We start from the raw sequence: 12,981 nt of genomic DNA on the forward strand, positions 1-12,981 counted from the left end.
GTAGGGTGGGAACCCCCGGCCCGTACGACGTGTCGGGTCCTTCGCGTTGCCCCCTCACCGGACGGAAAGCCGCCTCATGAGCCTGCACGGACTGCTCGACGCCGTCACCCGGGACGCCGCACTCACCGAGGCGGTCACCGCGGCCGGTGACGGCAACCGCATGCACGTGGACCTCGTCGGACCGGCCGCCGCACGCCCCTTCGCGATCGCCGCGCTGGCCCGGCAGACCGGGCGGACCGTCCTGGCGGTCACCGCCACCGGGCGCGAGGCCGAGGACCTGGCCGCCGCGCTGCGCTCCCTGCTGCCGCCCGACGAGGTGGCCGACTACCCGTCCTGGGAGACGCTGCCGCACGAGCGGCTCAGCCCGCGCAGCGACACCATGGGGCGCCGGCTGGCCGTACTGCGCCGCCTGGTGCACCCCAGCAAGGACGACCCGGCCGCGGGTCCCGTGAGCGTGATCGTGGCGCCCATCCGTTCCGTGCTCCAGCCTCAGGTCAAGGGCCTGGCCGAGCTGGTCCCGGTGAGCCTGCGCCAGGGCGCGACCGCCGATCTCGGAGAGGTCACCGAGGCCCTGTCGGCGGCCGCGTACGCACGCGTCGAGCTGGTGGAGAAGCGCGGTGAGTTCGCCGTGCGCGGAGGCATCCTCGATGTCTTCCCGCCCACCGAGGAACACCCGCTGCGCGTGGAGTTCTGGGGTGACGAGGTCGAGGAGATCCGCTACTTCAAGGTCGCCGACCAGCGGTCCCTGGAGATCGCCGAGCACGGCCTGTGGGCGCCGCCCTGCCGCGAGCTGCTGCTGACGGACGCGGTGCGGGAGAGGGCCCTGGCCCTCGCCGAGGCGCACCCGGAGCTCGGCGAGCTGCTGGGCCGGATCGCCGAGGGGATCGCGGTGGAGGGCATGGAGTCCCTCGCCCCGGTCCTCGTCGACGAGATGGAGCTGCTGATCGACGTGCTGCCCGCCGGGGCGATGGCCGTCGTCTGCGACCCGGAGCGGGTACGCACCCGCGCCGCGGACCTCGTCGCGACCAGCCAGGAGTTCCTGATGGCGTCCTGGGCGGCCACCGCGGGCGGCGGCGAGGCCCCCATCGACGTCGGCGCCGCCTCGCTGCGCGGTATCGCCGACGTCCGCGACCAGGCCCGCGAGCTCGGCATGATGTGGTGGTCGATCTCCCCGTTCGCCGCCGACGGGGACGCCTCCGGCGGCGACACGCTCACGCTCGGCATGCACGCCCCGGAGGCCTACCGCGGCGACACCGCCCGCGCGCTGGCCGACACCAAGGGCTGGATCGCCGACGGCTGGCACACCGTCTACCTCACCGAGGGCCACGGCCCGGCCGCCCGCACCGTCGAGGTGCTCGCCGGCGAGGGCATCGCCGCCCGGCTGGAGCCGGATCTGGGAGCCCTGGAGCCGAGCCTGGTCCACGTGGCCTGCGGCTCGGTCGACAACGGCTTCGTCGACCCGGTCCTGCGCCTGGCCGTGCTCACCGAGACCGACCTGACCGGGCAGCGGACCGCGACGAAGGACCTCGGCCGGATGCCGACCCGCCGCCGCAAGACGATCGACCCGCTGACCCTGGAGGCCGGCGACTACATCGTCCACGAGCAACACGGCGTCGGCCGCTACGTGGAGATGGTTCAGCGCACGGTGCAGGGCGCCACCCGCGAGTACCTGCTGGTGGAGTACGCGCCGGCCAAGCGCGGGCAGCCCGGCGACCGCCTCTACATCCCCACCGACCAGCTGGAGCAGGTCACCAAGTACGTCGGCGGAGAGGCCCCGACACTGCACCGGCTCGGCGGCGCCGACTGGACCAAGACCAAGGCGCGCGCGAAGAAGGCGGTCAAGGAGATCGCCGGCGACCTCATCAAGCTCTACAGCGCCCGCATGGCGGCGCCCGGGCACACCTTCGGACCCGACACCCCCTGGCAGCGCGAGCTGGAGGACGCCTTCCCGTACGCGGAGACGCCCGACCAGCTCACCACCATCGCCGAGGTCAAGGAGGACATGGAGAAGTCGGTTCCGATGGACCGGCTGATCTGCGGCGACGTCGGCTACGGCAAGACCGAGATCGCGGTCCGGGCCGCCTTCAAGGCCGTCCAGGACGGCAAGCAGGTCGCCGTCCTGGTGCCGACCACGCTCCTCGTGCAGCAGCACTTCGGCACCTTCTCCGAGCGCTACAGCCAGTTCCCGGTCAACGTGAAGGCGCTGTCCCGCTTCCAGAGCGAGACCGAGTCGAAGGCCACCCTGGAGGGGCTCAAAGAGGGCTCCGTGGACGTGGTCATCGGCACCCACCGGCTGTTCTCTCAGGAGACGCGGTTCAAGGACCTGGGCCTGGTCATCGTCGACGAGGAGCAGCGCTTCGGCGTCGAGCACAAGGAGCAGCTGAAGAAGCTCCGTGCCAACGTCGACGTGCTGACGATGTCGGCGACGCCGATCCCGCGCACCCTGGAGATGGCGGTGACCGGCATCCGCGAGATGTCGACGATCACCACCCCGCCGGAGGAGCGCCATCCGGTGCTCACCTTCGTCGGCCCGTACGAGGAGAAGCAGATCGGCGCGGCCATCCGCCGTGAACTCCTGCGCGAGGGCCAGTGCTTCTACATCCACAACCGGGTCGAGTCCATCGACCGGGCGGCGGCCAAGCTGCGCGAGATCGTGCCCGAGGCGCGGATCGCGACGGCGCACGGCCAGATGTCGGAGCAGGCGCTGGAGCAGGTCGTCGTCGACTTCTGGGAGAAGAAGTTCGACGTCCTCGTCTCCACCACCATCGTCGAGTCCGGCATCGACATCTCCAACGCCAACACCCTCATCGTCGAGCGCGGCGACAACTTCGGCCTCTCGCAGCTGCACCAGCTGCGCGGCCGGGTCGGCCGCGGCCGCGAGCGCGGGTACGCGTACTTCCTGTACCCGCCGGAGAAGCCGCTGACGGAGACCGCGCACGAGCGGCTCGCGACGATCGCCCAGCACACCGAGATGGGCGCCGGCATGTACGTGGCGATGAAGGACCTGGAGATCCGCGGCGCGGGCAACCTGCTCGGCGGCGAGCAGTCCGGTCACATCGCGGGCGTCGGCTTCGACCTCTACATCCGCATGGTGGGCGAGGCGGTGGCCGACTACCGGGCCGCCGTCGAGGGCGCGGCGGAGGAGGAGCCGCCGCTGGAGGTCAAGATCGAGCTGCCGGTCGACGCGCACGTCCCGCACGACTACGCGCCGGGCGAGCGGCTGCGTCTCCAGGCCTACCGGTCCATCGCCTCGGCCGCCTCCGAGGCCGACATCAAGGCCGTGCGCGAGGAACTCACCGACCGCTACGGCAAGCTCCCGGAGCCGGTGGAGAACCTCCTGTTGGTGGCCGGGCTGCGGATGCTGGCCCGGGCCTGCGGGGTCGGCGACATCACTCTCCAGGGCAACAACATCCGCTTCGGCCCGGTCGAGTTGCGCGAGTCGCAGGAGCTGCGCCTGGGGCGCCTGTACCCGGGATCGGTACTCAAGCCCGCCACCTCGCAGGTGCTGGTTCCCCGCCCCAAGACGGGCAGGATCGGCGGCAAGCCGGTGGTCGGCCGGGAACTGCTCGCCTGGACCGGCGAGTTCCTCACCACCATCCTCGGCTCGTAGGGGCCGGCTGCCGCGGCGGGGGAGCGGGGGCTCCCCCGCCCGCGGCCACCGCCGCGGCGGGGCCGTGCTGCGACCCTGCAACGGTTGCGCGCATCCCCTCACTGATGGCCGGGAACGCTGTATACCCTCAGACCCGAAACCTCTTCCGCACGGCCCGTCAGGAGCAGCGATGCACGGCCCCGGCCTTCCGCCGCAGCCCGCCCCACAGCCCACCCCGGGCGGCGTGGTGACACTGCGCGTGGTGTTCATGCTGCTGCCCGTCCTGAGCTGCGGCTTCCTGGCGTGGGGCTCGATGCTGCGGCTCGCGCTGGTCACCCGCAAGTCCCGGGACTGGGCGCTGCTGGTGCTCAGCGGCGTGCTGGCCGTCGCCTGGATGACGCTGATCGAGATCGACCCCACCCCCGACGTCAACGGCTGGCAGGGCAACCTCGGCGCCGGTGGCTCGATCCTGACGGGCTTCGCGACCTGCGTGTACTTCCTCGTCGCCGACATCAAGCACCACGAGGCCCTGCGCTCCGCGGCGCCCGCGCCCTGGTACCCGGGGCAGCCCGCGCCCTTCAACCAGCCGCAGCAGACCTCGCCCTCCTACGGCTACCCGCACGCCCAGGCCCCCACCGTGATCTCGGGCCGGACCCCGGCCGTCCCGCAGGTGCCGCCGCAGCCGACCCCGCCCCCGCGCATCGGGCAGGTCCGCGCCGAACTCGACGAGCTCAGTGAGCTGCTGCGCAAGCAGACCCCGCCGCCGGGCAGCCCGCGCCAGGACCCGAACCAGACCGCCTTCGGGGACCCGCAGCAGTGACCGACCGCCTCATCGGAGACCGCTACCAGCTGGCGAGCGTCCTTGGACAGGGCGGCATGGGCCAGGTGTGGACGGCCTACGACCGGCGCCTGGACCGGCGGGTCGCCGTCAAGCTGCTGCGCCCCGACAAGGTCGCCGGCCCGGGCACGGTCGCCGAGGAGCTGCGCCGCCGCTTCGTGCGCGAGTGCCGGGTCACGGCTCAGGTGGACCACCCGGGCCTGGTCACCGTCCACGACGCGGGCAGTGACGGCGACGAGCTGTTCCTCGTCATGGGCTACGTCGAGGGCTCCGACCTCGCCGACCACCTCGCCGCCCACAGCCCGTACCCGTGGCAGTGGGCGGTCGCGGTCGTCGCACAGCTGTGCTCGGTCCTGTCGGCCGTGCACGCCGTGCCGATCGTCCACCGCGACCTGAAGCCGCGCAACGTGATGGTCCGCCCGGACGGCACCGTCCTGGTCCTCGACCTCGGCGTGGCCTCCGTCATGGACACCGACACCACCCGCCTCACCAGTACCGGCACCCCCATCGGCAGTCCCGCGTACATGGCACCCGAGCAGGCGATGAGCGGTGCGGTGGGCCCTTACACCGACCTGTACGCGCTCGGCGTCCTCCTCTACGAACTCCTCAGCGGAAACGTCCCCTTCGCCGGGTCCACCGCCCTGGGCGTGCTGCACCGACACCTGTACGAGGCCCCGGTGCCGGTCCGCCCGCAGCGCCCGGAGGTCCCGCAGGAGCTGGAGGCGCTCCTGATGCGTCTGCTCGCCAAGGACCCGCAGGACCGGCCGTCCTCGGCGCAGGAGGTCTACGAGGCACTCGCGCCGCTGCTCCCGATACGCGACGGCCGCGGCGCGGCCGGCCCGCTCGACCCGACCCGGCCGTTCGTACGGCCGCAGGCACCCTGGCCGGACCGGGCCGCGGTGGTCCCGCCGCGGCCGACCGCCCCGCCGGTGTCCCCGCCGGTGTCCCCGCCGACGGGAACGCCCGTGCCGTCCGCGTCCGTGTACGCCCCGACGCCGACGCCGACGAGCACTCCCGCGCCGGTACCGGTTCCGCGGAAGCCCGACATCCCGGGCGCGGTGGACCAGGCCCGCACGCTCCTGGACCAGGGACTGCTCACACAGGCCGTCGACATCCTCGGCGGCATCCTCCCGGCGGCCGCCGCCGAGCACGGCGAGCACTCACCGGTCGTCCGCTCCCTGCGCAAGCAGTACGCGGCCACCCTGATGGACGACGGGCAATACCGCCGCGCCCTGCCCGAACTGCGGCGTCTCGCAGAGGAGTTCCCGGCCGGCGACCTCCAGTCGCTGCGGTTCCGCTACGACGCGGCCCAGTGCCTGGAGCAGCTCGGGGAGCCGGCCGCCGCCCTGGCGGAGTACCGCGCGCTGCTCCCGTACTTCGAGAACCGCTACGCCAACCCGGACCAGACCCTGCCGCTGGAGATCCGCCGCCGGATCGCGCACCTGCTGCTCTCCCTCGGCGACCGCCCGGCGGCCCACGACACCCTGGCCCGGCTGCTGTTCGACGCGGAACGCCTGCACGGACCGGCCCACCCCTTCCCGTCGGAGATACGCCGCACCCTCCAGTGGCTCAGCCAGGTCCGCTGACGTCCGGTCCGCCGGCAGGATCGGTCACGCCGGCATGACCGGTCAGGCCGCCCGACGGACGCGCCGGGTCCGCAGGGCGGTGGCGGCCAGCAACGCCAGTGCCGCCGCCGCGACCGACAGGCCGGGGAGCAAACCGGGAGGCCGGAAGGAGCAGGCGACCTGTGCGGTGCCGGGGGTGAGGGGGACGGCGACCAGGCCCAGGTGTGCCGAAGCGGGCCGGTCGTTGCAGGTCCAGCCGGCGATCGCGGGGACGGAGAGGACCGCAGTGCCCGTGCTGCCCGCGGGCAGATCGGCCCGGATGCCGAAGGAGCCGACCCGCACCGAGGTCGCGGCCGTGGCGCGCAGGGCGGCCACCGCCGCGTCGAGGCGGATGCGGTCCAGGCAGGACAGGGCCCACCCCGGCGGAGGGGCGGCGTCGAAGACGAGCGCCGAGGAGGCGCCACGGGAGACGCCCATCGGCTGCAGGGCCGCGCGGTTGCGGGGGGCGTCGCCCCGCAGGCGGAAGGCCGGGCCGTCGGCGAGGCGGGCCGTCGCGTTGTACTCCGGCGCCCACAGGTAGGCCTCGGTACCCGCACGGCACACCCCGGGTGCGAGCGGGTCCTCGTACACGCGGGCGCCGAGCAGCAGTTCCTGGTTGGCGAAGGGCGAGTCGCCGTAGGCGAGGGGTGCGCCGGGCGGGCGGGTCGTCACCAGCGGGGGCACCTCGGCGCGCAGCACCGAGCCGTCCGGCCGCAGGCGGGCGCCGACCGCGAAGACGGCGTCGGTGACGGGGTTGTCGATGCTTTGGACGTTGCGGCCGCGCGAGGTCCAGCCGGCGCCGAGCGCCGCCATCGTCCGGGTGAACACGGCGGGGGTGTGGCTGCTGTAGTAGGAGCCGCCCTCCCCGCCGAGCAGCAGCGGGTCGTTGCCCGACAGGGCGGGCCGGCTCGGGTCGGTGCGGTACGCGGGCCAGCCCTCGGCGGCCGCGAGGGCCCGGGCGCGCGCGGTGTGGCCCTGCCCCCAGGACGGGTAGTCGTCGAGGGCGGCCAGTTTGCCCCGGTGGCCGAAGGCGGTGGTCGCCGCCGCCTGCGCGAGCAGCACCAGGGCCAGCAGCGCGGCCGCCGGGAGCGCCAGGCGGCGGTGGCCCAGCGCCCACCAGGCGGCGCCGGCAGCTGCCAGACCGGCGGTGAACAGCGCGTACCCCCAGGGCGTGGTCAGCGTGCTGTGGCCGGCCCACAGCGCGGCGGCCGCCAGCAGGCCCGTGCCCGCGGTCAGCGCGGGCGCCTGCGGCAGGCCGCCCTCCAGTGCGGTCCATGCGGCGATGACGGCGATCCCGGCCAGGACGAAGGTCTGCCGGTACGGGCTGCCGTTCGGGGTGGCGAACAGGTGCCAGGCCAGGTGGGTCGGCGCCCACTGGAGGGAGAGCGCCACGGCCGCCGTCAACCCCGTCCACCACAGCCGGCCGCGCAGTGGGACCGAACGGTGGAAGGGCAGCGCGGCGACCAACAGCAGGGTGCCGCCGGCGACGAACACGGCGGGGGAGGAGAAGGAGTACGTACCCGGCAGCAGCCGTGCGAAGAGGTCCGCCCAGGGCACCGGCCGGAACTCCCGGGCCCATCCCGGGTGGGCCCGGCCCGAGCTGAGGAACAACGGCAGCAGCACCGGCGCCGTCAGCCCGATGCCCAGCAGGGTCAGCGCGGCCGCCCGGGCGATCACCGCGATCCGGGTCCGCAAGCCCTCCCGGGTCAGCACCACCCGTACCAGCAGGACCAGCGCGGCGCCGAGGGTGGCCATGTAGGCGGTGTAGAAGTTCGCCGTCCAGCACACGGCGACGACCAGCGGGGTGAGCAGCACCCGCCGCCCGCGCAGGGCCCATTCACCGGTCAGGCACAGCAGGGGGAAGGCGATCAGCCCGTCCAGCCACATCGGGTTGTAGGAGGCTTCGATCACCGACCAACCGCACAGTGCGTACGAGGCCCCGAGCAGTCCGGCCGCCCACCACGGCCCCCGGTGGAGGGTGCGCAGCAGCCAGGCCATGGCCGCCGCCGCGGTCACCGTCTTGAGCACGGTGACGACGTACACGGCCAGGTCGATGTCGGCGCGCGGGAAGAGGGCGACGAGGACGGAGAGCGGGCTGGCCAGGTAGGTGCCGAGGTCGGGCAGGAAGCTCGTGCCGTATCCGGACTGCCAGTTGAACAGCAGCCCGCCCTGCGCACGGCCGTGCAGGAGGTCCCACAGGTGCGCGTGGAAGGGTACGAACTGATTGCCGAGGTCGTTGACGCTGCGGTGGCGCGATCCGTAGGGGAAGACCCGGGCGGCGGCGTCCCCGGCGCACACGGCCACCGCCGTGAGCAGGGCGGCGAGCGCCGAGCCGGACAGACTGCGGCGGCGCGGCGAGCGGTGCGGTGTCCACATGGTGGGCCGACCCTGGCAGCACCGGAGGACGCGGGGATGGCCACCAAGTGGCTGCGACACGAACAGACACGTACCCCGGACACCCCGCGAATCGTTGGTTGAACGGGTGGCCCGGGCCACCCTTACTGCATACCATCGATCACCGCACGGCCCTTGTGCATGGACGCACAATCTCCCGGCCCTGGAGGCTCCTTTGCACCGTCGCACTGCGCTCTCCGTCTCCGCCGCCCTGCTCGCGGCGGCGCCCCTGCTGTCCGCCTGCTCGGGCGAGACCCGGCCCGGCACCGCGGCCGTCGTCGGCGGTGAACGGATCACCACCTCCGCGCTCCAGGCTCAGGTGGGCGACGTGCGCGCCGCCCAGAACCGGTCCGAGCAGGCCGCCACACTGATCGCCAACACCCCGCAGCTGGAGCGGATCAAGCTCGGCAAGATGATCCAGCTGCGGGTGCTGGAGCGGGCGGCGAAGGATGCGGGCATCTCGGTCACGACCAAGGAGGTCGAGGACGCCCGCACGGCCCAGGAGGGCGACAGGGGCGCGGCGGCGCTGGAACAGCTGGCCCTGCAGGCCCGTGTCCCGCTGGCGCCCGGGCAGATCGACGAGGACCTGCGCTTCCGGCTGCTGCTCGACAAGCTGAGCGAGCGCTTCGGCGAGGAGAGGATCATCGAGCCGCTCACCCGGGCCGCGGAGGCCCTCCACATCGAGGTGAACCCACGCTACGGGGCCTGGGACGCCAAGCAGGTCGGCCTCGGCCCGGCGGACACGGCGTGGATCACCCAGCGGACCCGGCCCGAGCAGGAACCCGCCGGAGCCTGACCCCTCCCGGCGGAGGTAGGTTCGGAGGGTGACCGACCACTCCCAGCCCACCGCCGCCGAGCCCACCGGCCGTATCGTCCTGCTGACCACCAGCCACCGGGTCGCCCCCGGGGTGCTGTCCTGGCCGGCGTGGCAGACCCTGCACGCCGCCGACCGGGTGCTGTGCGCCGACCCCGGCCACCCGCAGCTGCCCTACCTGCGGGAGGCGGGCGTCGAGGTCGAGCACGCGGCCGCGGATGCGCACGAGCTGGTGGCGGCCTGCGCGGGCGGTCGTACGGTGGTGGTGCTCCCGAGCGGCGAGGGCGACCAGCGGCTCACCGACGGCCTGGCCCGGCTGGCCGGCTCCGGCCGGGTCTCCATGCCCGACCTGGAACTGCTGCCCGGCTCCTACGACCTGCCGGGCGCGCGCCTGCTCGACCTGGTCCAGGTGATGGACCGGGTCCGTCGGGAATGCCCGTGGACCTCCCGACAGACGCACCGGGGCCTGGCCAAGTACGCGATCGAGGAGGCGTACGAACTCGTCGAGGCGATCGAGGACGGGGACCGGGAGGAGCTGCGCGAGGAGCTCGGCGACGTCCTGCTCCAGGTGGTCTTCCACGCCCGGATCGCCGAGGAGGGTGTTCCGGCGGGTGAGGCCGGCGATGACGGCGAGGCCGGCGGGGAGGGCCTGGGGGCCTTCTCCATCGACGACGTGGCCGGCTCCCTGGTGCAGAAGCTGATCCACCGCCATCCGCACGTCTTCGGCGACGCGGAGGCCGAGACCCCGGAGGACGTCCACGCGCACTGGCAGCGCACCAAGGCGGTGGAGAAGCAGCGGGAGTCGGTCACCGACGGGATCCCGGTGGGCCAGCCGGGTCTGGCGCTCGCGGCCAAACTCGCGGGCAGGGCCCGTACCGGCGGCGTGGCGGTGGAGCTGCCCCGCGGCGAGGGCATCGGCTACGAACTGCTGCAACTGGCCGCGCGCGCCGAGGCGGAGGGCGTCGACCCCGAGACCGCGCTGCGGGCGGCGGCCCGCGTCTACCGGGACGCGATCCGAGCTGCCGAGGGCCTCGGAGTCCCCGCGCGGTAGCCGCCGGGCCCCTCAGTTCTCCTTCGGGGCGCGGGCCGACGGGTCGTGCCAGTGCGGTGCCGGGCGGTCGAGGAACCATTCGCCGAAGCCCAGCGGGCGGCCCCGGGGCCCGCTGCCGGTGGCCGCGGCCGGTACGCCGTCGTGGAAGACGCGGGCGGGGCGGGCACCGAGCTCCGCCAGGACCCGCGCGGTCTGGTCGACGAACCGCGGCGGCCCGCTGAGGTAGACGTCCTGGTCGGGCCACAGGCCCCGGTTGCTCAGCGCCGTCGCGAGCCGGCCGGTGGCCTCGTTGCGGTGCCGGCCGGGCGCGGGCGTGATGTAGGTGACGTCGAGCCAGCCGCACGAGCTGCCGTACCGGTCGATGAGCGGCCGGTCGTAGAGGTGTGCGCCGTCCCGGGCCACCACGAAGAGCCGCACGTCCTGATGGGGAGGCCGGTCCGCGAGCTCCTCCAGCATGGCCCGGATCGGCGCCCAGCCGGTGCCGGCGGCGATCAGGCTGACCGGGCGGTCCGCGCGGCGGAAGGTCAGCCGGCCGCCGGCGGCGCCGAGCTTCAGGACGTCGCCGGGCCGTGTCTCGCGGACCAGGGCGGTGCTGAGCCGCCCGCGGTCGATCCGGCTGACGTGCAGGTCCACGGTGCCGTCCGGGCGGGGGGCGTTGCCGATGGAGTAGGTGCGCCAGGTCCGGGGCACCCGCTCGCTGCTCACGCTCGTGTACTGGCCGGGCAGGTAGGGGAAGGGAGCGTGCGGCCTGAGGGTCAGCACGCCGATGTCCTGACCGTACCGGAGGTGGCGCACGACCTCGGCGTCCCACCACGGCGGGTCCTCGCTCGCGTCGGCCCCGGCGAGCATGGCGTCGGCGATCAGTTGGTAGGCCTCGGTCCAGGCCTTCTCCGCCTGCGGGGTCCAGGCGTCGCCGGAGGTCTCGGCGAGTGCGGCGAGCAGGCTGGAGCCCACGACCGCGTAGTGCTCGGGGCGGACCAGGAACTTGCGGTGGTCGCGTCCCAGGTCGTGCAGGTAGGGGCCGAGGGCCTCGTCGTCCAGACGGGAGACGACGTGGGTGAGTGCGGCGAAGAGCCGGTCCCGCTGGCGTTCCATGTCGTCGGAGGAGAGCGGGAAGAGCTCGCGGACTCCGGGGTTGTGCCAGAAGAGGTGTGAGTAGAAGAACTTGACCGCGTGCTCGGCCCGTCTCTCCACCACCGCGAAACTGCTTTTCAAGATCCTCACATCCACACAACCGAAAGTAGGAGTGCCGGACCGGGCGAGGTCAAGTGTGGTCCGATCTGCGGACAGCCGCGACGAAGGAGTCATATGGGATGGCGGGTCGCGGCCCGCGCCGGACCGCCGCTGCGCGGCGGCTACTGTCGAGGACATGCACGATCAGTCGTCCACTCCCTCCGTCGGCGCGGCGCCCGAACTCTTCACGTGGGAGTTCGCGACCGACCCCTATCCGGCCTACGCGTGGCTGCGCGAGAACGCGCCGGTGCACCGCACCAAGCTCCCCAGCGGGGTCGAGGCCTGGCTGGTCACCCGGTACGCCGACGCCCGGCAGGCCCTCGCCGACCAGCGGCTCAGCAAGAATCCGGCGCACCACGCCGAGCCCGCGCACGCCAAGGGCAAGACCGGGATCCCGGGGGAGCGCAAGGCGGAGCTGATGACGCATCTGCTGAACATCGACCCGCCGGACCACACCCGGCTGCGGCGCCTGGTGTCCAAGGCGTTCACCCCGCGCAGGGTCGCCGAGTTCACCCCGCGGGTCCAGGCGCTCACCGACCAGCTGATCGACCGGTTCGCGGGGCGGGGAGAGGCGGACCTCATCCACGAGTTCGCCTTCCCCCTCCCCATCTACGCCATCTGCGAGATGCTCGGGGTACCGCGCGAGGACCAGGACGACTTCCGCGACTGGGCCGGGATGATGATCCGCCACGGGGGCGGGCCGCGCGGCGGCGTGGCCCGGTCGGTGAAGCAGATGCGGACCTATCTCGGCGAGCTCATCCATCGCAAAAGGGATGATCTGGGCGATGACCTGATCTCCGACCTGATCCGGGCGAGCGATCACGGCGACCACCTCACGGAGGGCGAGGCCACGGCGATGGCCTTCATCCTGCTCTTCGCCGGCTTCGAGACGACCGTGAACCTCATCGGCAACGGCATCCACTCCCTCTTCATGAACCCCGTCCAGCGCGAGCGCCTGCAGGCCTCCCTGGCCGCCGGCGAGCGCGGGCTGCTGGCCACGGGGGTCGAGGAACTCCTGCGCTATGACGGCCCCGTGGAGCTGGCGACGTGGCGGTTCGCCACGCAGCCGCTCACCCTGGGCGGCGAGCGGATCGAGACCGGCGATCCGGTCCTGGTCGTCCTGGCGGCGGCTGACCGGGACCCCGGGCGATTCGTCGATCCGGACACCCTCGACCTCTCCCGGACCGACAACCAGCACCTCGGCTACGGCCACGGCATCCACTACTGCCTGGGTGCGCCACTTGCCCGCCTGGAGGGGCAGACCGCCCTCGCCACCCTGCTGACGCGCCTGCCCGATCTGGAACTTGCAGTTCCACCCCAAGACCTGCGCTGGCGCGGGGGGTTGATCATGCGAGGGCTGCGTACTCTTCCCGTTCGCTTCACGACTCAAAACACTTGCGCGACATCTGATTAAAAGTCAGATTCGGCTTGAACTTGTGACAATCGTTCGGAGGCCGC

The 12,981-nt window shown here is 73.1% G+C and carries 8 protein-coding genes; 6 read left to right on the plus strand and 2 right to left on the minus strand.

All coding sequences use genetic code 11. The features are described from left to right. The first annotated feature begins 76 nt into the window (after nucleotides 1-76). From mfd to AW27_RS20145, 3 genes are all read left to right on the plus strand, one after another. Entirely contained in the window at nucleotides 77-3,610 is a 3,534-nt protein-coding gene (gene mfd, locus AW27_RS20135; protein ID WP_037925227.1) for a transcription-repair coupling factor, read from the plus strand. Nucleotides 3,611-3,779: 169 nt separating this feature from the next. Continuing rightward, nucleotides 3,780-4,409: a hypothetical protein gene (locus AW27_RS20140; protein ID WP_037925229.1), complete on the plus strand. Its 630-nt coding sequence runs from the start codon at nucleotides 3,780-3,782 to the stop codon at nucleotides 4,407-4,409. Nucleotides 4,410-4,465: 56 nt separating this feature from the next. Then, on the plus strand, nucleotides 4,466-6,013 hold the full coding sequence (locus AW27_RS20145; protein ID WP_063890628.1) for a serine/threonine-protein kinase: 1,548 nt from the start codon (nucleotides 4,466-4,468) through the stop codon (nucleotides 6,011-6,013). 42 nt (nucleotides 6,014-6,055) lie between these two features. Here the strand turns inward: AW27_RS20145 and AW27_RS20150 are convergent, their stop codons facing one another. Beyond that, entirely contained in the window at nucleotides 6,056-8,407 is a 2,352-nt protein-coding gene (locus AW27_RS20150; protein ID WP_037925235.1) for a YfhO family protein, read from the minus strand. Nucleotides 8,408-8,600: 193 nt separating this feature from the next. Between AW27_RS20150 and AW27_RS20155 the strand changes: the two genes are divergently transcribed. Together AW27_RS20155 and AW27_RS20160 are read left to right on the plus strand one after the other, a co-directional pair. Further along, nucleotides 8,601-9,221, plus strand: a complete 621-nt coding sequence (locus AW27_RS20155) for a SurA N-terminal domain-containing protein (protein WP_037925237.1) — start codon at nucleotides 8,601-8,603, stop codon at nucleotides 9,219-9,221. A gap of 28 nt (nucleotides 9,222-9,249) precedes the next feature. Next, nucleotides 9,250-10,290: a nucleoside triphosphate pyrophosphohydrolase gene (locus AW27_RS20160; RefSeq protein ID WP_037925240.1), complete on the plus strand. Its 1,041-nt coding sequence runs from the start codon at nucleotides 9,250-9,252 to the stop codon at nucleotides 10,288-10,290. A gap of 12 nt (nucleotides 10,291-10,302) precedes the next feature. Here the strand turns inward: AW27_RS20160 and AW27_RS20165 are convergent, their stop codons facing one another. Further along, nucleotides 10,303-11,487, minus strand: a complete 1,185-nt coding sequence (locus tag AW27_RS20165; RefSeq protein WP_236647752.1) for a globin domain-containing protein — start codon at nucleotides 11,485-11,487, stop codon at nucleotides 10,303-10,305. Nucleotides 11,488-11,659: 172 nt separating this feature from the next. On the opposite strand from AW27_RS20165, the gene AW27_RS20170 reads away from it, so the two are divergent. Continuing rightward, the gene (locus tag AW27_RS20170; RefSeq protein ID WP_037925242.1) at nucleotides 11,660-12,937 is read left to right on the plus strand and encodes a cytochrome P450 family protein; all 1,278 of its coding nucleotides are present in this window, start codon (nucleotides 11,660-11,662) and stop codon (nucleotides 12,935-12,937) included. The last annotated feature ends 44 nt before the right edge of the window (nucleotides 12,938-12,981 follow it).

This window comes from Streptomyces sp. PCS3-D2, assembly GCF_000612545.2.
Taxonomy (GTDB): domain Bacteria; phylum Actinomycetota; class Actinomycetes; order Streptomycetales; family Streptomycetaceae; genus Streptomyces.